A 22199-nucleotide genomic window follows, 5' to 3' on the forward strand; every position below is an offset into this window, starting at 1 on the left:
CGCGTCGTCGTACGGCCAGCGGCACCGGGCGTACCACCGCGGGAGTACGCGCGGGGTGCGGGACTGCTCCCGGCGCGCCCGGCACCCGCTCTTGCCTTCTGTAACTACTAGTATGTACGGTGAGGTCATGAGCACTCAGGAGCGACTCATCGAGACGACCCGCGAGCTGCTGTGGGAGCGCGGTTACGTGGGCACGAGCCCGAAGGCGATCCTGCAGCGCGCGGGCGTCGGCCAGGGCAGCATGTACCACCACTTCACCGGCAAGTCCGATCTGGCGCTCGCCGCGATCCGGCGCACCGGCGAGGAGATGCGGGCCACGGTCGACCGGCTGCTCGACGGCAGCGGTCCGGCGTACGGCCGCGTCGAGGCGTACCTGCTGCGCGAGCGCGACGTGCTGCGCGGCTGTCCCGTCGGGCGGCTGACGATGGACCCGGACGTGATCGCCAGCGAGGAGCTGCGCGCTCCGGTCGACGAGACGATCGCCCACGTGAAGCGCCGCCTCGCCGACGTCGTCCAACAGGGCGTCGACAGCGGCGAGTTCGGGCCGCATCTCGTGCCGGCCGACATCGCCGCGGCGGTGGTGGCGACCGTACAGGGCGGGTACGTCCTGGCGCGTGCGTCCGGGGACACGGAGGCGTTCGACGCGGGAGTACGCGGCCTGCTCGCACTCCTGAAGCCCGCACCCCGGACCCGATCCTGAAACCCCCTCGAACACCTTCCCATCGAGCGACTGAGGACACCGTGCAGATCACACGTCAACGGCCCGACTCCGTGCAGGGACCGGCCGAGAACTTCACCGGTTCGGTCTGGCTCGACGAGGTCGCGGCGCCCGAACTCCCCTCCCGGCTGCGGATGTTCCACGTGCACTTCGCTCCCGGGGCCCACACCGCGTGGCACACTCACCCGCACGGCCAGGTCCTGCACGTCCTCGCGGGCGAGGGCCGGGTGCAGCGCAAGGGCGGTGACGTCGAGGTGATCCGGGCGGGCGACACGGTCTGGATCGAGCCGGACGAGTGGCACTGGCACGGGGCGGGTCCGCGCACGTTCATGACACATCTGGCGGCCGTCGAGGCGGCCGAGGACGGGACGACCACGTGCTGGGGTGCGCACGTCGCCGACGGCGACGCGTACCCGGCGCTCTGAGCCCGAGGAGGACGCGACCATGCACGCGATGCAGTACGAGATCACGCTCCCGGCGGACTACGACATGGGGATCATCCGCGACCGGGTGGCGGCCAAGGGGCATCTCCTCGACGACTTCGCCGGGCTCGGCGCCAAGGCGTACCTGATGCGCGAGCGCGGCGTCGACGGCTCCCCCGTGAACCAGTACGCGCCCTTCTACCTCTGGGCCTCGCCGCAGGGGATGAACGCCTTCCTCTGGGGTCCCGGGTTCCAGGGCATCGTGCGCGACTTCGGGCGGCCGGCCGTGCAGCACTGGGCGGGGGTGGCGTACGAGGAGGGTCCTGCGAGCGCCGGCACGGCACGGACCGCCGTGCGGCGGCGCACTCCGGTCGCGGCGGGTGCGGAACTGCCCGACGTGGTGGCCGAGTCCGTGGCCGAGGTCGCCGAACTGGCAGCGCGTGACGGCGTGTTGTGCGCGGCGGCGGCCGTGGATCCGCGCACCTGGGAGGTGTTGACCTTCTCCGTGTGGGACGACGACTCCCCCAAGGCCGAGGGCGACGTCTATCGGGTGCTGCACCTCTCCCAGCCGGAGCGCAGCCGTCTGCAGCGCGGGAGGCAGTGGTGACCGGGGTCGTCCGCACGGTCCAAGGGGACCTGGATCCAGGGCAGTTGGGGGTGGTCGATGCCCATGACCACCTGTTCTTCCGCAGCCCCCTGCTGGCCGGGCAGGAGCTCGACGACGTGGAGCTCGCCCGGCGCGAGCTGGAGGCGTACGCGGCCGTCGGCGGCGGCACCGTCGTGCAGTGGACGCCGTACGGGCTCGGGCGGCGGGCCGGGGAGCTGCCCGCGCTCGCGGCGGCGACCGGCGTACGCATCGTCGCCGCGACCGGCATGCACCAATCGGCGCACTACGCGCGGGAGTTGCTAGCGGCCCGTGCGGACGATCTGGCCGAGGTGTTCGTGCGCGAGCTCTCCGAGGGCATCGGGGACAGTGGCGTACGGGCGGGACTGATCAAGGTCGCGGGCGGGTTCCACTCCCTGGACGCGCACGCGCGGTGGACGATGCGGGCCGCGGCCGAGGCGCATCGTGCGACGGGGGCGCCGATCGCCGTCCACCATGAGCTGGGCACGGGCGCGCTCGACGTACTCGACCTGCTGTGCGGGGAGTTGGAGGTGCCCGCGCACCGGGTGATCCTCGGGCATCTGAACCGTTCGCCGGACTTCGTGGCGCAGCGGGAGGCCGCGCGTTCGGGGGCGTATCTCGCCTTCGACGGGCCGTCGCGGGCGAACCACGCGACGGACTGGCGGATGCCGGACGCGATGGCGGAACTCGCCGCGGCCGGTTTCGCGGACCGGCTGCTGCTGGGCGGCGACACGACGACGGCGGGCGCACGGTCGGTCAGCGGCGGCCCCGGGATGCCGCATCTGCTGCGGCGGGTGCGGCCGCGGCTCGAGGCGACGCTGGGCAAGGACGCGGTGGATCGGCTGCTGGTGGACAATCCGGCGGGGGCGTTCGCGGTGGAGTGGCATTAGGGCGTGAGCGGGCCGTCGCCCATGCGCGCGGCACGGGTATCGGCATCGGCATCCCGGAGACCCAACTCGACTGGGCCGACTAGGACTTCACTCCGCGATGAACGCCCTGAGCGGGTCGTCGAGTACCGGCTGCCAGGCCAGTTCCGCGGCTCCCACCAGGCTGTTGTGGTCGAGCGTGCAGGCCAGGATGGGGACGCCGCCGCTGCGTCCCCACAGGCTGCGGTCGGCCACGACGGCGCGCAGCCGCTCCGGGTCGGCGTCCAGGAGGGTGCGGTGCAGGCCGCCGAGGATGATGCGGTCCGGATTCAGGATGTTGACGAGGCCCGCGAGGCCGAGGCCGAGGCGGTCGATGAGTGCCTCGACCGCGGTGCGTACCGCGGGGTCGGCCGCGGCGTCGCGCATCAGGCCGCGGGCCTGTTCCAGCAAGGAGCCGTCGGCGTCGGGGGTGCGGCCCGCCGCGGTGAGGAACGCCAGCGGGTCGGTCTCCACATCGAGGCAGCCGCGGCTGCCGCAGTGGCAGGGGCGGCCCTCGGGGTTGACGGTGAGGTGTCCGACCTCCAGGGCGAGCCCCGAACTGCCCGAGTGCAGACGGCCGTCGAGGACCAGGGCGCCACCGACCCCGCGGTGCCCGGTGGCGACGCACAGCAGGTCGCGGGCGCCGCGTCCGGCGCCGTGCCGGTGTTCGGCGAGGGCGGCGAGGTTGACGTCGTTCGCGGCGAACGCCGGGGTGTCGAGGCCCGCCTCGCGCACGCAGTCGACGAAGATCTGCCGCACCGGGGCGCCTGCGGGCCAGGCCAGGTGCAGCGGGTTGAGGGCCGTCCCCTCGGGCTCCGCGACGGCGGACGGCACGGCGAGCCCCGCGCCGACACAGCGCCGCCCGCTGGTGGCGAGGAGCCGGACCCCGGCCTCCACCACGGAGCGCAGCACGTCCGCCGGATCCGGGTCGATGATCTCGCAGCCCGGGGTCGTGGCGACGATCCGGCCGCCGAGTCCGACGAGGGCGGCACGGTAGCCGTCGGAGTGGACCTGGGCCGCGAGGACGACGGGCCCGTCCTCGGCGACGGACAGGCGGTGCGAGGGCCGTCCCTGCGAGCCCGCGGCCGCGCTCGGCCTGGCGTCGATGCGGATGAGGCCGAGCGCCTCCAGTTCGGCGGCGACGGCGCCGGCCGTGGCACGGGTCACGCCGAGTTCGGCGGTGAGGACGGCGCGGGTGGGCGCCCGTCCGGTGTGGACGAGTTCGAGTGCCGGGCCGAGCGCGCCGCGGCCCCGTTCCAGGCGCGGTGGCCGTGCGGTGCCGTCGCCCTCGGTGTGGCTCCCGCTCCCGGAGGCCGCCCTGCCGCCCATCAGCAACTCCTCGCCCAGATCACGGTCTGGAATGGTAGCCGGTGATCGTCGGCCGGCGCCGCGCGATCACAGGCCGCTGACCCGCAGCGTGATGTTGAGCCGCCCGCGCAGGCCGAGCTCCGGCGGCCCGCTGTCGGGCCTGGTGCGCGGTACCCCGTGGTGGGCGAGGCGGGCGGGCCCGCCGAAGACGAACAGGTCGCCGCTGCGCAGCTCCACGTCCGTGTAGGGCCTGGTCCGGGTCTCGGTGTTGCCGAACCGGAAGGTGCAGGTGTCGCCGAGGCTGAGGGACACGACGGGCGCGGTGGACCTCTCGTCGCGGTCCTGGTGGAGGCCCATGTGGGCGCCGGCGCCGTAGTGGTTGATCAGCGCGATGTCGTACTCCTCCTGCGCCGGTTCCCCGTAGGCGGCGGCTACGGCGCGTCGGGCGAGTTCCGCCAGCTCGCGCGGCATCGGTTTCACCGGCTGCCCGTCGCCGTCGACGGCGGTGCGGGCGTAGCCGTACGGGAACCAGTGCCAGCCGAGGCCGAACTGCCTGGCCGTCATCTCTTTGCCGCCCGGGGTGCGTACCGTGCGCAGTCCCGCCGGTGGCCTTGCCCAGTCGCGGCAGGCCGCCACCCAGTGCCGCTGCTCCCCCGCGTCCAGCCAGTCCGGGATGTGCACGGCCCCCGGCGCGATCTCGCGCCGGGGGCGGGCGAACAGTCCGTTCTCCTCGGTCATGCCGTCCATGATGCTCCCGGCGCGAGAACGCCTTGGCCACGGCATCGTCGGGCGCCGGGAGCGGTGGGCGCGCTACTTCAGGTACGGGCCGGCGGCGCCGATCTTGCCGGGCGCCGCGTTCTTGCCGCCCAGGTCGAGGACGTACACCCGCAGGTTGCCCTTGCCGGGGGCGGCCGCGGTGAGGGTGCCGTCGGTGACCGTCTTCACGTCACCGGTGACGGCGTCCTTGTACGTGCCGTTCGGGATGTTCTTGTACGTGGCGCCGTCGGTGACGGTCACCAGGGCGAAGCTGTCGACGCCCGTGGCCGCGTCCGTGTAGCGGCGCTTGTACGCCATGTTCCCGGAGACGTCGGCCGTGGAGTACTGGCCCATCTGCAGGGCCGGGATCGCCCGGCGGATCCGGTTGAGCCGCTGGACGTGCTTGACCAGGGGCTGCTCCAGGGTCGTGGCGACGGCCCCCGACGCGCTGGAGACGGTGCCGAAGTCGGAGGCGGTGACGCTGCCCGCGATCTTGTCGCCGTAGTAGGCGCGGCCGGTCGTGGCGAGCGGGCACGTCGTCCCGCAGTCGATCTTCTGGCCCTTCTGGAACTCGATCTCCGAGCCGTAGTACAGCGTGGGGATGCCGCGGAACGTCCACATCAGCGACATGTTCTCGGCCCAGGCGTCGGTGCCGCCCGCGTAGCGTTCGGCGCTCTTGTTCGGGCCGTAGTCGTGGCTGTCGACGTAGACGACGTTGTACGTCGCGTCGTTCGTGGAGTCGTCGGAGTCCTTGCCGTTGTTGTACGCGTTGGAGGCGTCACCGAAGTTCATGTGCATGCGCATGTCGATGATGTTCATGCCGGAGAACTTGCTGTGGTCGGGGGTGTGGTACGTGTTCCCGTCGAGGAAGGCGTTGGTGGACGTCGGCTGGTTGCCGGTGCCCAACTGCTCCTCGTAGTCGTACTGTTCGAGGGCCGCCTTCTCGTCGTCGGCGGAGTACTCCTTGCGCTCCTTCCACGTGTAGAACTGCGCGGAGTGGTTCACGGACCCGCGGTTCCACTTGTCGTTGACGAACGCGCCGACCTCGCCGAAGACGAAGAAGTCCTGCGCCTTCTGTGCGCCGAACCGCTGGGCCACGCGCTGCTGGATGGCGGGCAGGAAGCGGCGGTTCCAGGTGACGCGCGGGATGTGCACGGCCGTGTCGAGGCGGAAGCCGTCGACGCCCATGTCGATGTACTTGTCGTAGGCGCCGATCAGGTAGTTCTGCACCTGGGTGTTCTCGGTGTTGAAGTCGGCGAGGTCCTCGTGCAGCCAGCAGGAGCGGGAGTCCTCGCCCTCCCAGTTGCCGAGCCAGCAGTTGTGGTAGAGCGCCTTGGGGAACATGCCCGAAGTGGGGCTCGGCCACTGGCAGTTGTAGATCGTGTAGCCCTCGGGGCTCTTGGCGCCGGTGGGCCTGCCCCAGTTGAGGCAGGTGTTGCCGGAGGGTTCGGCGGTCGACCACAGGTCGCCGTTGTAGTAGGACTTGCCGGAGACGGGCTCCACGGTCAGGCCGTCGTACGCGAAGCCCTCCTGCTTCTCGTCGTAGTACCAGCTCCACTGCGCGTCGCGCACGCCGTACACGGTCGGGGTGAACAGGCCCTTGGCGCCCCAGCGCGACGAGTGGTTGTAGACGACGTCCTGGTAGATCTTCATGCCCTTGGCGTGGGCGGCGTCGATCAGGTCCTGGTAGGAGGCCCCGGCCGATTCGAGGCGCGGGTCGACCTTGTAGAAGTCGTAGCCGTGATAGCCGTGGTAGTCGTAGTCGGAGCGGTTGAGGACGACCGGGGTGATCCAGATCGCGGACATCCCGAGGCCCTTGATGTAGTCGAGCTTCTGGACGAGGCCCTTGAAGTCCCCGCGGAACATGGGGTCGTTGTTGGCCTTGTTGCCGGTCTTCACGTCCTGGCTGCCGCCGCGGTTGTTCGTGCTGTCGCCGTCGTAGAAGCGGGCGGTGAGCACGAAGTAGACGGGGTCCTTGCGGGGGTCGCCGCCGAGCGGGGTGCCGGTGGTCTGTGCGGCCTTCTCGCCGGTGGTGGCGCTCGCCGCGGCGCTCGCGGCCGACACGTTCGCGGCGGCGTCCAGGGCCTTCACCGTGTACGTGTACGCGGTCTTCTCCTCAAGTCCCGTGTCGGAGTACACGGTTGAGGTGGAGGAGATGACGGAGATGCCCTTCGTTCCTCCGGTGCGGGTGATCTGGTAGCCGGTCACGCCCGTGCCGTCGGTCGCCGCGTCCCAGGTGAGGACGATAGAGGTGCCGGTGGCGGTCGCCTTGACGTTGCCGGGTGCGGTGGGCGCCGTGGTGTCGGGTTCGACGGCGGCGCACGGGTCCTTGGCGCTCTTGGTGGCCGTGCCCGCGTCGACGGTGTTGATGCCCGCGCCCAGCTGGTAGTTGGCGCCGTTGTTGTTGTCCCACGTGCCGTTGCCGTTGTTGAAGGTGGCCTGCCAGGTGGTGGCCGTGCCCAGGTCGACGGTCTTCTTCACCCAGCCCGTGCACGCCGCTTCCATGCCGATGCCGGGCACGGTCGTCCAGGTGCCGCCGGTGGCGGCCCAATGCAGGTTGTACGCGGACCAGTTGGTGGTCGTCGTGTGGTAGTAGACGGTGGCGGAGGTGCCCTCGGTGCCGCCCGGGGGGTCGGTGTCCGCGCACGGGTCGCTGTGCGCGACGGCGCCGCCCTTGACGGTGATCAGGCCGGTGCCCAACTGGTAGTTCTTGCCGCCGTTGTTGTCCCAGGTGCCGCTGCCGTTGGTGAAGGTGGCCTGCCAGGTGGTGGCCGTGCCCAGGTCGACGGTCTTCTTCACCCAGCCCGTGCACGCCGCTTCCATGTCGACGCCGGGCACGGTCGTCCAGGTTCCTCCGGTCGGCGCCCAATGCAGCTTGTACGTCGACCAGTTGGTGCTGGCGGTGGAGTAGTAGACGGTGGCGGTGTTGGTGCCGGCGGCGCGGGCGGTGCCGGTGGTGAGCGGCAGTCCGGGCAGCAGGGTCACCAGGAGGGCCGCGATCAGGGCGAGCACGAGGCCCGCCGGGCCGCGGCGCTGTCTGTGGCGCGCGATCGGTCGTGCGGTGAGGTTCACGAGGACTCCTCGGTCGGGGCCGCGACGGTGCGGCCGGGTGGTGGTGGTCCCCCTCGCGCGCCTCGAGGGGGACCACCGACGGAGAGTGCGGTTCAGCGGGTGAAGACCGCGACCGTGCGGCCGGGCACGGTGAAGGTGCCCGAACCCGCCTCGTACGAGGACGACTTGACGACCGCGTCGGAGCCGGTGGCCTGCGTCGGGTGCAGGCGGTAGCCCGTCCCGGCGAGGTCCTGCACGGTCTGCCGCTGCGTCTGGGGCGTGGCGTTGAAGACGACCACGAGGTCACCGAGGCGCATGGTGATCACGCCGGGTGTCTCGTCCTTCCCGGAGAGCGGGAAGGAGAGAGCCTGCTGGACCTGCCCGGCCGTGGACAGGTGGAAGGCGGACTCGGCCGTGCGGATGCGCAGCAGGTCCTGGTACGCGGCCGACGTGCCCCGGATCGTGTCGCAGCCCGGCACCTGGACCGACGTCAACAGCGGCTTGGCGTAAGGCCATTTGGCCTGGTTGTCGGCGGCCGGGGGCAGACCGCGGGCGAAGCCGTTGCCCGCGCGGCAGTCCCAGTGGACGGCGTTGAACCAGTCGCCGCTGTCGAACGAGTTGCGGTCGAGGGACTTGGAGCGCAGCAGGTCGGTGCCGGCCTGGGAGAGCGCCGGGCCCTGCGAGAGCGCGGCCGTGGCCATGGCGAGCACCTGCATGCGCGCGCGGTCGGCGGTGGAGGTCGACGCGGGCAGCTTGTAGGTGAGCGCGTCGTACAGGGACTCGTTGTCGTGCGCGTCGGCGTAGGCGAGGGCGTCGCCGGGGGCTGCGGCGTATCCGGCGGGTGCGCCGTTGTAGTCGACTCCGGAGCCCTTCACCTTCTTGCCGTCGGTGCCGGTGAACTCGTAGTCGGCGAGGCTGCCGGACAGACCCACCTTGATGAGGTCCTGGTAGTGCAGCAGGCGGGCCTTCTGTTCGGCCGACGTGCCGTTCGCCTTGGAGGAGTTGGGGTCGGTGTAGAGGCCGGAGGCGAAGCCCTGGACGCCCGGGTCCTCGTCGAAGGGGCTGCCGCCGCGCACGGCGTCGCGGGAGCGGTCGGAGAAGGTGGCGATGCCGGTGCCCGCCATGTTCTTCTGCGTGGCCTGCACGAAGCGGGCGTCGTCGGCGACCTCGCCGAAGTTCCAGCCCTCGCCGTACAGGATGATCTTCCTTCCGTCGACGCCGTCCTTGTCGAGGGTGAGGGCGTCGAGGGCCTTCCTGACGGCGAGGATGTTCGCCTTGGGGTGGTGGCCCATCAGGTCGAAGCGGAAGCCGTCGACCTTGTACTCCTTGGCCCAGGTGACGATCGAGTCGACGACGAGCTTGCCCATCATGGTGTTCTCGGGCGCGGTGTTGGAGCAGCACGTCGAGTTCGCGACGGTGCCGTCGGGCATGAGCCGCTGGTAGTAGCCGGGCACGATCTTGTCGAGGACCGAGGTGTCGGCCTGCCCGCTCGCCGCGGTGTGGTTGTAGACGACGTCCATGACGACGCGCAGTCCGTCGTCGTTGAGGGACTTGACCATCTGCCGGAACTCGACGGTGCGCCGCGTGCCGTCCGGGTCCGAGGCGTACGAGCCCTCGGGCACGGTGTAGTGGTACGGGTCGTAGCCCCAGTTGTACGCGTCCTTGGCGGCGCTCTTCGCCACGCACGCCTGCTGCCGGTCGCTGTCGGCCGCGTACGACGTCAAGTCGCAGTCGGGCGTGGCCTGTTCGGACTTCTTCTCGGGGACGGTGGCGATGTCGAAGGCGGGCAGCAGGTGCACGTACGACGTGCCGGACTTCGCGAGTTCGCGCAGGTGCTTGGAGCCGTCGCTGTTCTTGTCGGTGAAGGCGAGGTACGTCCCGCGGTCCTTCTTCGGGGTCGTCGGGTCCTCCACGGAGAAGTCACGGATGTGCAGCTCCTGGATCTGGGCGTCCTTCATCGCGACGGCCTTGGGCTTGGCCAGGGTCGACCAGCCCTTCGGCGCGAGGGACTTGTCGTGCAGGTCCACCACCAGGCTGCGCCGGGAGTTCGCGGTGAGGGCCACGGAGTACGGGTCGGTGACGGCGTTCGTGACGACCTTCTGGACGCTGGGCGCCCAGACCTTCACCGCGTACCGGTACTCCTTGCCGCGCCAGGACTTCGCGGGCCCGGTCACGGACCAGACGCCGCTGGTGTCGTCGCGGCGCATCGCGATCTTCTTGCCGTCGAGGTCGAGGCGGACGTCCTGTGCGGTCGGCGCCCACACGGACAGCGTGACCTTGCCGTCCTTGAACACGGGCCCGAGCGCCGCCTTCGCGCCGGCCGAGCCGTACGTGTCGTCGAGCACACCGGCCAGTTGGACGCCGGTGGCGGCGAGCAGCGCGCCGTTCGCCGCGCGCTGGGTGGCGACGACCTGGCCGCGCAGTGCCTCGCGCACCCGGTCGCGGTCGCGCGGGTCGACGGTGTACGCGGCATACGCCTTCAGCTGCGGGTACGTGGCCTGCTGCGCGTCCGTGAGCTGCCCGGGCAGCAGCCGCAGCCAGCGGCCCTCGCTGCTGAGGGCCCCGTCCTTGACGGCGATGCCGCCCCTTCGGTCGTAGACGAGCTGGGTGGAGCGGGCGGCCTTGGCGTCGACGGAACGGGGCAGGACCACGGTGTCGGCGTCGATCCACTGCGCCTGCGCCTTGGTGAGGTCGAGGTCGGGCGCCGAACCCACCGACGGCAGAAGGTAGTTGGTGTCGCCGGAGTTCAGCCACACCTCGTTGCCGTACGTGGCCAGGTCAAGGGAGCGGTCGCTCGCGATGTCCTTCTCGTCGCCCTTGTGCAGGATGTAGCTCAGCGACGTCGCACCGGCCGCGAGCGGCACCTCGAAGGTGACGCCGTACGCGTCCTTGCCGGTGGGCTGCAGCGGCTTCGTCCAGTCGGTCCCCTGCGCGGCGCCGGTCCAGGTGTGCAGGCCCCAGCCGTCGTAGTCGCCGTCGGCGCGGTGGACGTGGATGGTCGCCTTGCTCTTGTCGGGGGCGGGGTACACCCCGTCGGGCCGGGCGGTCCGCTGTCCGTCCTTGCCCTGCTCGACCCAGACCTCACCGGTCTGCGCGAGGTCGACGGTGCGGGCGTCGCCGTCGGCGGAGCCGCTCTTCTCGATGGTGTACGTGACCGAGCTCGCGCCGTCGGGAACCTTCACCCAGGCGAAGGCGCCGTAGGCGTCACGGCCGGTGAACTCTGCCGTGTTCTCCCCTGACTTGAGGACGGCTCCGTCGTAGTCGCCGTCGGCCCGCTTGTAGTGGACGACCGCGTAGTCGCGTTCCACGGCGCTCGGCCTCTCGGCCGCGGGGGCCTGCCCCGCCGTCGACACGGCGAGGGCGCTCGCGGTGCGTCCGGCCCGGTCGACCACAACTGCCTTGTACCGCAGGGCGGTTCCGGCGGCCACCGTGTCGGCGACCTTCTGGGTGATCTGGTACGGGGCGTGGTCGGCGGTGCCGAGGGTGCGCCACGGGCCGTTGCCGACCTGGGCGGCGAAGACGACGCGGGCGGAGGCGGTCTGCCTCGGATCGGCCGAAAGCGTGACGGTCCCGGTGGCACCGGGGGCGGGTGCCGTGAGGGACAGCGACGGCTTGGTCGTGGCGGCGGGAAGCTTGCTGCCGGCGCGCAGAACGAGGGACGACAGGGCGGGAACGGTGACAGTCACCTTGCCACTCCTGGAGCCAATGGTGCCCGAACCCCCGTACAGCGCACGGAACTTGGCCGACTCCACGTCCAACTCGACCGTCTTCGCCTGCGTCGCGTTGTTCACCGCGACGACGTACTCCCGCTCGTCCCCCGTACGCGAGAAGGCGTACACGGAGTCCTTCGCGTACAGCTCCTTCTGCACCCCGTCCGCCAGCGCCGGGTTGTCCTTGCGCAGCTTCGACAGCGCGGCAATCGTCTTGTAGAGCGGGTGTGAGGGGTCGTACGCGTCACTCGCGTGCGTCCGCGCGGTCCCGATCTGATCGTCGTCGAGATAGTCGGCGACCTTCGACGCGAACATCGTCTGGCGTGCGTCCTTGTCGCCGCCCGCGCCGGTGAAGCCCTGCTCGTCGCCGGAGTAGATCACGGGGTTGCCGCGGTTCAGGAACACCAACTCGTGGGCGAGCCTGTCCCGTTGGAGCAGTTCGGCGTCGCCCGCCCTGGGGTTGTCGGTCTTCAGGAACGAGCCGATGCGGCCCATGTCGTGGTTGCCGAGGAAGGTGACCTCGTTGTACGCGTTCGCCCTGTCGGTCGTGTACCGGTAGTCCTGCGCCAGGACGTCGCTGAGCCCGGTGGCCGGCTTCCCCTGGGAGGCGTAGCCGCGTACGGCGTCCTGGAGGGGGAAGTCGAGGGTGGCGTCGAGGCGGCCCTCGGTCACGTACGGGGCGGTGACGGCCGGGTCGGCGGAGAGGGTCTCACCGAAGATGAAGAAGTGGTCGCGGCCCTTCTTGGCCGCGTATGCGTCGAGGGCGGTGGCCCACTGCGTCCAGAACGCCATGTCGACGTTGCGGACGGTGTCGACCCGGAAGCCGTCGATCCGGAAGTCCTTGACCCACTTCTCGTAGATCTCCTCCATGCCCCGCACGACCTCGGGCCGCTCGGTCCACAGGTCGTCCAGGCCGGTGTGGTCCCCGTACAGACCGCTCTCGCCGACGAAGGTCGAGTCGCCGCGGTTGTGGTACATGGTCGGGTCGTTGAGCCAGGACGGCACCTTGGCGTTCTTCTCGGACGCCGTGACCGCGGGCGTGTACGGGAAGGAGTCCGCATCGACCTTGCGTCCGGGTTCCGTCGTGTCGTCGAAGGGGCGGCCGTCGGTGTCCAGGTACGGGTAGGCGCCCTTGGAGCGGTAGCCGTAGGTCTTCTCGGTGTTGGTGACGACGTCGGCGGTGTGGTTCGTGATGACGTCGAAGAAGACCTTCATGCCCTTGGCGTGGGCCTTGTCGATGAGGGTCTCGAGGTCCTCGTTGGTGCCGAAGTGCGGGTCGACCCGGGTGAAGTCGGTGATCCAGTAGCCGTGGTATCCGGCGCTCTCGCCGTTGCCCTGGACCGGCTTGTTCTTGAAGATCGGCGCCATCCATATCGCGGTGGTGCCGAGGCCCTTGATGTAGTCGAGCTTCTGCGTGAGTCCCTTGAGGTCGCCGCCCTGGTAGAAGCCCTTGTCGGTCGGGTCGAAGCCGGTCGCGGTGCGGCTGCCGGTCAGGCCGCCCCGGTCGTTGGACGGGTCGCCGTTGGCGAACCGGTCGGGGAGCACGAAGTAGAACTGCTCCCGGGTCGCGTCGTCGCGCGCGGGCTGCGCGGCCAGTTTCGCGTCGGACGGGGGCTTCGGCGGGGCCGGTGCGGCCGAGGCCGACGTCGCGGTGTGCAGCGTGGTGGCGAGGAGTGCGGCGACGGCCGCGGCGGCCGCCGTCCTCCTGCGTGACGCGCCGAGCGCGCCGCTTCTTCGGTTCACCTTGTCGGGCCTTTCTGGAGCTGTGCCATGTTCACTGCCGTGGGGTCTTCACTGCTGTGGGGTCTTCACTGCTGTGGCGCCCAACAGGGCTCCGCTGTCGGCCCGTTGGGTGGCCAGGAGCTGCTTGGCCCGGCGGGCCTGCGGGATGCGGTCGCGGTCGCGCGGGTCGATCGTGAACGCGGTGGCGTCGGCGAGTTCGGGGTGTGCCGCCCGCTGCGCCTCGGTCAGTCGGACGGGGATCAGGCGCAGCCACTGGCCCTCGTCGGACAGGGCGCCGTGCTGGAGCGTGAGCCCTCCGTCGGCCGCGTACACGAGCTGCTGACTGGCCACGCCCGCGCCGGTGCCGTGCCAGACGACGGTGGTGTCGTCGAGCCAGGTGGCGGCCGACGCCGCGGGGTCGAGGTCCAGGGGGAAGGCGCCGCCGAGCGACGGCGTGAGGTACGCCGGGTCACCGGCCACGCGCCAGACCTCGTGGCCGTACAGGGAGAAGTCGAGGGCCTCGTCGGCCGGGACGTCCTTCTCCTCCTTCTTGTGGATGAGGTAACTCAGGGAGCCCGCACCGGACTTGAGCGGTACTTCAAAGACGAGGCCGTAGGTGTCGCGGCGTACCGGCTGGATCGGGTCGTTCCACTCGGGCGGGTGCGCGGAGCCGGTCCAGGTGTGCAGGCCCCAGCCGTCGTAGTCGCCGTCGGCGCGGTGGTAGTGGATGACGGCCTTCGTCGCGTCCTGCGGCGGATATCCGTCGGCGGGCCTGGCGGCCTCCACCGTGTCCGTGCCCTCCTTCGTCCACACTTCGCCGGCCGCCGCGAAGTTCATGACGCGTTCGGGGCCTTCGGGCACGCCGTCGCGTTCGACGGTGAACCGGATGTCCCCCGCGCCCTCGGCCGGGGTCAGCCAGGCGAAGGCCCCGTAGGCGTCGCGCCCCGAGAACTCGGCGGTGTTCCCGTCCGAGGTGCGCAGGGTCAGCCCGGTGTAGTCGCCGTCGGCACGCCGGTAATGGATGACGGCCCGGTGCCGCTCGGCCCTGGGCTTGTCGGGGACGGGGCTCGCGCCGGCGGTGGTGGAGGCGAGGGCGCTCGCGGTGCGTCCGGCCCGGTCGACCACAACTGCCTTGTAGCGCAGGGCCGTTCCGACAGGAACCGTCTTCGGAAGGTACTGGGTGATCTGGTACGGGGCGTGGTCGGCGGTGCCGAGGGTGCGCCACGGGCCGTTGCCGACCTGGGCGGCGAAGACGACGCGGGCGGAGGCGGTCTGCCCCGGGTCGGCCGAGAGCGTGACGGTCCCGGTGGCACCGGAGGCGGGTGCCGTAAGGGACAGCGACGGCTTGGTCGTGGCGGCGGGAAGCTTGCTGTCGGCGCGCAGAACGAGGGACGACAGGGCGGGAACGGTGACAGTCACCTTGCCACTCCTGGAGCCAATGATGCCCGAACCCCCGTACAGCGCACGGAACTTGGCCGACTCCACGCCCAACTCGACCGTCTTCGCCTGCGTCGCGTTGTTCACCGCGACGACGTACTCCCGCTCGTCCCCCGTACGCGAGAAGGCGTACACGGAGTCCTTCGCGTACAGCTCCTTCTGCACCCCGTCCGCCAGCGCCGGGTTGTCCTTGCGCAGCTTCGACAGCGCGGCAATCGTCCGATACAGCGGATGCGAAGGGTCGTACGCGTCACTCGCGTGCGTCCGCGCGGTCCCGATCTGATCGTCGTCGAGATAGTCGGCGACCTTCGACGCGAACATCGTCTGACGGCTGTCGACGTCGTCGCCGGAGCCCGTGAAGCCCTGCTCGTCGCCCGAGTAGATCACCGGGTTGCCGCGGGACAGGAACATCAACTCGTGGGCCAGCCTGTCCCGTTGGAGGAGCTCCGCGTCGCTCGCCGCCGGGTTGTCGGACTCCAGGGCGTATCCGATGCGGCCCATGTCGTGGCTGCCGAGGAAGGTGACCTGGCTGTACGCGTTCGTCTTGTCGGTGGTGTAGCGGTAGTCCTGGCCGAACACGGTCGCCAGGTCGCTCGCGGGGGCGCCGCGCGAGGCGTAGTTGCGGGCCGCCGACTGGAAGGGGAAGTCGAGCGTCGAGTCGAGGCGGCCCTCGGTGAGGTAGGGCGCCGTGATGGCGGGGTCCGCGGAGAACGCCTCGGCGAAGAGGAAGAAGTCGTCGCGGCCGTGCCGGGCGGCGTACGCGTCGAGGGCGGTGGCCCACTGCGTCCAGAACTCCATGTTCACGTTCTTCGCGGTGTCCACGCGGAAGCCGTCGACGTCGAAGTCCTCGACCCACTTCTCGTAGATCTCCTCCATGCCCCGCACGACTTCGGGACGTTCGGTCCACAGGTCGTCCAGGCCGTAGAAGTCGCCGTACAGGGCGCTCTCCCCCGCGAAGGTGGAGTCACCCCTGTTGTGGTACATGGTCGGGTCGTTGAGCCAGTCCGGGACCATCTCGCCGGTGTTGTGCGGCGTGTACGGCAGGGAGTCCGCGTCGACGTGCGCCGCCATGCCCGCGCTGTCGTCGAAGGGGCGCCCGTCGCTGTCCAGGTACGGGTAGGCGCCCTTGCTGCGGTACCCGTACGTCTTCTCCGCGTAGTCGACGGTGTCGGCGGTGTGGTTCGTGATGACGTCGAAGAAGACCTTCATGCCCTTCTTGTGGGCCTGGTCGATCAGCCGCGTCAGGTCCGCGTCGGTGCCGAAGTGCGGGTCGACGCGGGTGAAGTCGGTGACGGCGTAACCGTGGTACGAGGCGGTCTCCTTGCCGTCGCGCGCCTGGACCGTCTTGTTCTTGAAGACGGGCGCGAGCCAAATGGCCGTGGTGCCGAGGCCCTTGATGTAGTCGAGCTTGCGCGTGAGGCCCTTGAGGTCGCCGCCCTGGTAGAAGTTCTTGTCGGTCGGGTCGAAGCCCGTGGTGGAGCGGTCGCCGGTCAGTCCGCCGGTGTCGTTGGACGGGTCGCCGTTCGCGAACCGGTCGGGGAGCAGCAGGTAGAACTGCTCGCGGCTGACGGCCGGCCGGGTCGGCTGTGCGGCGAGCCGTGCGTCCGAGGGGGCTGTCGGCGGCGTCGCCGCCGCGTGTCCGGTCGTCGTGGGCAGGGCCGTCGCCAGGAGGGCGGCGAAGGCCAGGGTGGTGACGGTTCTTCGGGGTGAGCCGGTCACGCGCGCGTGCTCCTCATCAGTGGTCAGGCTGTGGCCGCCCGGTGCCTGCGCGGGGAGGCGGGGGGCACCGGGCGGTCGAGGAAGGGACGGTCAGTCGCGCCAGGTGTCGTTCAGGGCGACGAGGCCGGAGGAGGCGACGGTGGCGGTGCGGTTGGCGCCGCTCTCCCAGGTGACGTTGCCGCTCGCGTCCTTGCGGACGTACTTGTACGCGAAGGTGGTGCCGGCGGGCAGGGCGACGTCGAGCTTCCACACCGGGTAGGCGGCCGGGTCGAGCTTCAGGGCGCTGTCGGTGTTCCAGTTGCCGAGGGCGGACCGGTCGCCGGTGACGTAGATGTTCTGGCCCACGACCGTGGTGGCGTTGACGTGGAAGGAGGCACCGGTGGCCGTGGCCCCGCCGCCGGAGTCCGACGAGCTGCCGCCACAGGTCTTCGCGCCGACCTGCAGCGCGAGCGCGGTGTTGGCGCCGAGGGTGGCGGTGAACTGTCCTGAGGCGTTCACCGTGACGCCCTTGCCGCTCTGTACGTCGCAGTAGTCGCCCGCGGGCAGCGACGTCTGGAAGGTGCGGGTGAGCGCCGTGCCCTCGTGGTTGAGGGCGACGTACGCCTTGGCGCCGCGGCCGAACGCGATCTGGTTGCCGCCGTTGTCCCACCAGTCGGTGACGGCCTCGCCGCGGGCGGTGTTGCGCCAGGCGACCATGCTCGCGACCTCGCGCCAGGCGTGCTGGCACTTCCAGCCGTCGGTGTAACAGGCGTTCACCTGGCCGCCGTTGGGCCCGCCCGCCGCGGTGTCCGTGAACGCGTAGCCGGAGTGGACGTCGGGTGCGCCGTAGGGCCAGGCCAGCGAGAAGACCTGCGCGAGCGTGTAGGTGGCGCCGTCCTTGTAGGTCAGCGTGGCGCCGTTGCGCTCGGTGTCGTGGTTGGTGACGAAGACGGCGGCCTTGTCGCTGGGCAGATAGCCCCACGACTCGCCGAACGTCTTCAGGGAGGAGAGCTTCTCGCCGCCGAAGATCCGCTTGAGGTCGTAGGCGTACTTGAACTCCTGCGGGTCGCCGACGCCCGTGTACTCACTCGGCTGCACGGCCTCGCCGGAGGCGCCGATCGTCTCCAGTTTCATGTACGCGTTCGGGTTGCTCAGCCGGGACTTGATGTTCGCCAGGTCCTCGACGGCGATGTGCTTGGCGGCGTCCACGCGGAAACCGTCGACACCCAGGGAGAGCAGGTCGTTCAGGTACCCGGCGATGGTCTTGCGGACGTACTCCTCGCCGGTGTCGAGGTCGGGCAGGCCGCCCATCTCGCAGTGCTGCACGTTCCAGCGGTCCGCGTAGTTGGTGATGTCGGTCGTGCAGTCGTCCATGTCCGCGGCGGAGTAGGTGCCCGGGTAGTCGTACTTGCTGTACGTGGAGCCGCCGGTGCCCGTGCCGGACGAGTTCGCCATGTGGTTGATGACGGTGTCGGCGACGACCTTCACCCCGGCCGCGTGGCAGGTGTCCACCATGTTCTTGAAGGCGGTGCGGTCGCCGAGCCGGGTGGCGATCTTGTAGCTGACGGGCTGGTACGCGGTCCACCACTGGCTGCCCTGGACCCGCTCGTTGGGCGGCGAGACCTGCACGTAGCCGTAGCCGGCCGGGCCGAGGGTGCTGGTGCACTCCTTGGCGACCGAGGCGAAGTTCCACTCGAACATCACGGCGGTGACGTCCTTCACGCCGGGCGGGGACGCCTGCGCGGGGGCCGGGACCGTGACGGCTGCAGCGGCTCCCGCCAGGACGGCGAGTGCGGCAGCCACGGACTTTCTGGCCATGGTTCCTCCTGATTCGAAGGGCAACGCGCCATGCCCGTAAGGCTGTTGGGGGGATGAATCTTGCTGCAAGCAATTGCGGGCTGACCGTACGAGGCACCGACTGCACGGTCAACCCTTTGGGCGCACCCTTCTCAACCCGCGCGGGGAAAGCGGGGATTCTGACTGCAAGGACTTACGCAAGAGTTCCAGCAGTGTTACGTTCAACCACGCTTCCGGTCCGGCGCCGAGGGCCCCGCGACATCGGGTCCCACGCGCCCGGCGTCCGGACCGGAGCGCCGACTGCCTCTGCCCCCCCTACCGTCAACTGCCGTGTTGGGACGCCTTGTCGACGCGCCGGCGTGCGACCTGGGCGGTGGAGCCCCGGACGACGAGTTCCGGCTGGAACACGAATTCCGTGCGCTGCACGGGAGTTCCGCCGATCTCCTCGAGGAGCGCTCCCACCGCGGCCGTCGCCATCGCCTGCACGGGCTGGCGCACGGTGGTCAGCGGCGGGTCGGTGAACGGGATCAGCGGCGAGTCGTCGAAGCCGGTCACCGAGACGTCCCGCGGCACGTCGAGGCCGCGTTCGCGCACCGCCCTGATGACGCCGAGGGCCATGGGGTCACTGCCACAGACGATGCCGGTGCACCCCTGGTCGAGGAGCGCCCCGCCCGCGGCGTGCCCGCCCTCGACGGTGAAGAGCGTGCGCTGGATCAGCTTCTCCGCCGCGTCGCGCGGCAGGCCCAGCAGGGTGTGCAGTGCGGCCACGAAGCCCTCCGCCTTGCGCCGCGAGGGCACGAACCGGGTCGGCCCGATGGCCAGTCCGATGCGCTCGTGCCCCAGGTCGACGAGGTGACGCACGGCCATGAGGGCCGCGGAGCGGTCGTCGGGCGAGACGAACGGCGCGTTGACGTGCTCGTTGAAGCCGTTGATGAGGACGAACGGCACCTTGCGTTCGGCGAGCCTGGCGTAGCGCGTCGCGTCGGCGGTGGTGTCGGCGTGCAGCCCGGACAGGAACACGATGCCGTTGACGCCGCGCTCCTCCAGCTGCTCGACCAGCTCGTCCTCGGTGGAGCCGCCCGGCATCTGCGTACAGAGCACGGGCGTGTAGCCGTAGCCGGCCAGCACCTGCTCGATGACCTGGGCGAACGCCGGGAAGATCGGGTTGGTCAGCTCGGGGATGACGAGTCCGATGAGCCCGGCGCTGCGCCTGCGCAGGCGCACGGGACGCTCGTAGCCGAGGACGTCCAGTGCGGCGAGGACCTTCTGCCGGGTGGCGGCCGCGACGCCGGGTTTGCCGTTGAGGACACGGCTGACGGTGGCCTCGCTGACGTCGGCCTGCGCCGCGATGTCGTGGAGCCGCGGGGTGCCGTTGTCGGCACCCCGCGGCACGGGGATCGTCACACGGCCCACCAGATGGTGCAGTCGGCGGGCACGGAGACTTCGCGGCCCTCACGGCCCTCGCCGTCCTCGGCCGCGACCGGACTGCTGGACAGGAGCACGGTGCCGGGGACCGGGATGCGAACCGGGGCGCCGGTGGTGTTGACGGTGCAGAGGAATCCGGGCCGCTCGAAGCAGAGCACGCCCTCGGGGAGGTTCTCGCGCCAGGTGATGCTGTCCCCCGCGCCGAGGCCGCCCTGTGCGCGCCGCACGGCCAGCGCGGAACGGTACATCTCGAGCGTGGAGCCCTCGACACCGGTCTGCGCCTCGACGCTCAGCTCGCCCCAACTGTCGGGCTGGGGAAGCCAACTGCCGCCGTCCCCGAAGCCGTACGAGGTTCCGGACCGGGTCCACGGAATCGGCACCCGGCACCCGTCACGGAACCCGTCCTGACCCTGCGCACGGAAGAAGGAGGGGTCCTGCCGCACCTCGTCCGGCAGATCCGTCACATCCGGCAGGCCGAGCTCCTCGCCCTGATAGACGTACGCCGATCCGGGCAGCGCCAGCATGAGCAAAGTGGCCGCCCGGGCGCGCCGCAGGCCCAGTTCCCGGTCGCCCGGCGTGCGGATCTGCGTGCCCAGGCCTGGCGGGTTCGCGTACCGCGTGGCATGCCGGGTCACGTCGTGGTTCGAGAGCACCCAGGTGGCCGGCGCGTGCACGGGACGCATCGCGTCCAGCGACGTGTCGATGATCTTCCGGAGCTCGGACGCCTCCCAAGGGGCTCCCAGGTACTGGAAGTTGAAGGCCTGGTGCAGTTCGTCGGGGCGGACGTAGTTCGCGGTCCGCTCGACCGTCGGCGTCCAGGCCTCCGCGACGAAGATGCGCTCGCCGTCGTACTCGTCGAGGATCGTGCGCCAGGACCGGTAGATGTCGTGCACCCCGTCCTGATCGAAGAACGGCATGACATCGTTGCCCAGCAACTTGAGCTGATCGCCACCGCCGATGTCCGGCAGGCCCTCGGCCTTGACCAGCCCATGGGCGACGTCGATGCGGAACCCGTCCACCCCCATGTCCAGCCAGAACCTCAGGATCGAACGGAACTCGTCCGCGACGGCCGGGTGCTCCCAGTTGAAGTCGGGCTGCTCAGGGGCGAACAGGTGCAAGTACCACTGCCCGTCCGCAAGCCGCGTCCACGCCGGACCACCGAAGATCGACTCCCAGTCGTTCGGCGGCAGTTCACCGTTCTCACCCTTCCCCGCACGGAAGTGATACCGCTCCCGCAACGGCGAGTCGGGACCCTCGGCCACCGCCCGCCTGAACCACTCATGCTGGTCCGAAGAATGATTCGGCACCAGATCCACGATGATCCGCAGACCCAGCTCGTGCGCGTCACGGATCACCGCGTCCGCGTCCAACAGCGTGCCGTACATCGGGTCCACCGCCCGATAATCAGCCACGTCATAACCACCGTCCGCCTGCGGCGAGGCATAGAACGGCGACAACCACACCGCATCCACCCCCAGCTCACGCAGATACGGCAGACGACGACGGATCCCCTCCAGATCACCCGTCCCGTCCCCGTCACTGTCGGCGAAACTCCGCGGATAGACCTGATAGATGACCGCGTCCCGCCACCAGTCGGAGGCCTCGCGGGTCGTCGGGGCAGGCGTCACGGAGACGCCCGTGGAGTACTGGCTCATGATGTCCTTGAGACGTGAGGGGCTGGACAACTGGTCGGTGGTGAGGGGCGGTTCAGCCCTTGGTGCCGCCGGCGGTCAGGCCGGTCACCAGGTTCTTCTGGACGAGATAGAACACGGCGGAGATCGGGACGGCGATCAGCACGGCCGTCGCCGCCATGTACTGGCGCTGCGCGTCGTGCTCGCTGACGAAGCTCTGCAGGCCGACGGCGAGGGTGTACTTCTGGTCGTCGAGCATGAACGTGTTGGCGAAGGCGACCTCGCTCCACGCGGTGATCATCGTGTAGAACGCGGCGACGGCCAGACCCGGTCGGGCCAGCGGCAGGATCAGCCGGAAGAAGGTGCCGAACGGCGACAGTCCGTCGACGCGGCCCGCTTCGTCGATCTCCATCGGGATCGTGTCGAAGTAGCCCTTCATCAGCCAGGCGCAGTACGGCACGGCGGTCGTCAGGTAGACGACGATGAGACCGGCGTACGTGTCGATGAGCTGCAGGTCCGAGAGGATCACGTACATCGGCACCATGAGGACCGCGACGGGGAACATCTGCGTGCACAGCAGGATCCACATGAACTTCTTGTAGCCGGGAAAGCGCATCCGCGAGACCGCGTAGCCGCTGGTCGCGGCGACGAGCACGCCGATGACGGTGGTGCCGAGGGACACGATGAGCGTATTGCCCAGCCACTTGAGGAAGTTGGTCTGCTCGAGGACGAACGAGTAGTTGCCGAACGTCCACGTGTCGAGGATCCGCGACGGGTGGAGGTAGTCGTCCTTGTCGGGGCCGAGCGACAGGAAGACCAGCCAGCCGATCGGGAAGAGCGCGGCGAAGCTCGACACGATCAGGACGGCGTGGGTGAGGATCGACGCCTTGCGGCTGCGTCGGCCGCGCAGGGGCACGTTCGTCCGCGGGGCGGTCACGGCCGGCTCCGCGACGGGGGTCTGGGTGAGGGTCTGGGTGCTCATGGCGGGGGCTGC

At 70.2% G+C, this 22199-nt stretch carries 12 protein-coding genes and 1 pseudogene; 4 read left to right on the top strand and 9 right to left on the bottom strand.

From position 1 onward, the window contains the following. Positions 1–112 precede the first annotated feature (112 nt). The 4 genes from ACIBUY_RS36740 to ACIBUY_RS36755 are packed head-to-tail and all read left to right on the top strand — an operon-like array spanning position 113 to position 2655. Positions 113–700, top strand: a complete 588-nt coding sequence (locus ACIBUY_RS36740; RefSeq protein WP_399154954.1) for a TetR/AcrR family transcriptional regulator — start codon at positions 113–115, stop codon at positions 698–700. 41 nt (positions 701–741) lie between these two features. Beyond that, positions 742–1143, top strand: coding sequence for a cupin domain-containing protein (locus tag ACIBUY_RS36745; RefSeq protein ID WP_365572299.1), 402 nt, complete (start codon positions 742–744; stop codon positions 1141–1143). 19 nt (positions 1144–1162) lie between these two features. Further along, positions 1163–1747, top strand: coding sequence for a DUF4865 family protein (locus tag ACIBUY_RS36750; protein ID WP_365572302.1), 585 nt, complete (start codon positions 1163–1165; stop codon positions 1745–1747). Next, positions 1744–2655: a phosphotriesterase gene (locus tag ACIBUY_RS36755; protein ID WP_399154955.1), complete on the top strand. Its 912-nt coding sequence runs from the start codon at positions 1744–1746 to the stop codon at positions 2653–2655. The genes ACIBUY_RS36750 and ACIBUY_RS36755 overlap by 4 nt, the downstream gene beginning before the upstream one ends. Positions 2656–2742: 87 nt before the next feature. Here the strand turns inward: ACIBUY_RS36755 and ACIBUY_RS36760 are convergent, their stop codons facing one another. The 9 genes and pseudogenes from ACIBUY_RS36760 to ACIBUY_RS36800 all read right to left on the bottom strand — a co-directional run bounded on the left by ACIBUY_RS36760 (position 2743) and on the right by ACIBUY_RS36800 (position 22187). Then, positions 2743–3999, bottom strand: a complete 1257-nt coding sequence (locus ACIBUY_RS36760; protein WP_365572310.1) for an ROK family protein — start codon at positions 3997–3999, stop codon at positions 2743–2745. A gap of 66 nt (positions 4000–4065) precedes the next feature. After that, complete coding sequence (locus tag ACIBUY_RS36765; RefSeq protein ID WP_365572313.1) at positions 4066–4716, bottom strand: alpha-ketoglutarate-dependent dioxygenase AlkB; 651 nt, start codon at positions 4714–4716, stop codon at positions 4066–4068. A 72-nt stretch (positions 4717–4788) separates the two neighbouring features. Continuing rightward, entirely contained in the window at positions 4789–7806 is a 3018-nt protein-coding gene (locus ACIBUY_RS36770; RefSeq protein WP_399154956.1) for a carbohydrate binding domain-containing protein, read from the bottom strand. Between the two features lie 92 nt (positions 7807–7898). Then, positions 7899–13238 (bottom strand): pullulanase-type alpha-1,6-glucosidase, encoded by a 5340-nt coding sequence (pulA, locus tag ACIBUY_RS36775; RefSeq protein ID WP_399154957.1) that lies wholly within the window; start codon positions 13236–13238, stop codon positions 7899–7901. Between the two features lie 60 nt (positions 13239–13298). Beyond that, positions 13299–16373 (bottom strand): annotated as a pseudogene (locus tag ACIBUY_RS36780) (alpha-amylase family glycosyl hydrolase); the annotation flags it as partial. Positions 16374–16463: 90 nt separating this feature from the next. Continuing rightward, on the bottom strand, positions 16464–18170 hold the full coding sequence (locus tag ACIBUY_RS36785; protein ID WP_365572319.1) for a carbohydrate-binding module family 20 domain-containing protein: 1707 nt from the start codon (positions 18168–18170) through the stop codon (positions 16464–16466). A gap of 300 nt (positions 18171–18470) precedes the next feature. Further along, positions 18471–19553, bottom strand: a complete 1083-nt coding sequence (locus tag ACIBUY_RS36790; protein ID WP_399154958.1) for a LacI family DNA-binding transcriptional regulator — start codon at positions 19551–19553, stop codon at positions 18471–18473. Then, positions 19550–21229: a glycoside hydrolase family 13 protein gene (locus ACIBUY_RS36795; protein ID WP_399154959.1), complete on the bottom strand. Its 1680-nt coding sequence runs from the start codon at positions 21227–21229 to the stop codon at positions 19550–19552. Before ACIBUY_RS36795 ends, ACIBUY_RS36790 begins: the two co-directional genes overlap by 4 nt. A gap of 52 nt (positions 21230–21281) precedes the next feature. Further along, a complete protein-coding gene (locus ACIBUY_RS36800) occupies positions 21282–22187 on the bottom strand; it encodes a sugar ABC transporter permease (RefSeq protein WP_365578135.1) in 906 nt (301 codons plus the stop codon). Positions 22188–22199: the final 12 nt, after the last annotated feature.

The organism is Streptomyces sp. NPDC050085 (assembly GCF_044460595.1).
Classification (GTDB): Bacteria; Actinomycetota; Actinomycetes; order Streptomycetales; family Streptomycetaceae; genus Streptomyces.

Coding starts and splice junctions, on each gene's coding strand:
- ACIBUY_RS36760 (WP_365572310.1), bottom strand. CDS start 3,999: ATGGGCGGCAGGGCGGCCTCCGGGAGCGGGAGCCACACCGAGGGCGAC.
- ACIBUY_RS36740 (WP_399154954.1), top strand. CDS start 113: ATGTACGGTGAGGTCATGAGCACTCAGGAGCGACTCATCGAGACGACC.
- ACIBUY_RS36795 (WP_399154959.1), bottom strand. CDS start 21,229: ATGAGCCAGTACTCCACGGGCGTCTCCGTGACGCCTGCCCCGACGACC.
- ACIBUY_RS36765 (WP_365572313.1), bottom strand. CDS start 4,716: ATGACCGAGGAGAACGGACTGTTCGCCCGCCCCCGGCGCGAGATCGCG.
- ACIBUY_RS36750 (WP_365572302.1), top strand. CDS start 1,163: ATGCACGCGATGCAGTACGAGATCACGCTCCCGGCGGACTACGACATG.
- ACIBUY_RS36785 (WP_365572319.1), bottom strand. CDS start 18,170: ATGGCCAGAAAGTCCGTGGCTGCCGCACTCGCCGTCCTGGCGGGAGCC.
- ACIBUY_RS36800 (WP_365578135.1), bottom strand. CDS start 22,187: ATGAGCACCCAGACCCTCACCCAGACCCCCGTCGCGGAGCCGGCCGTG.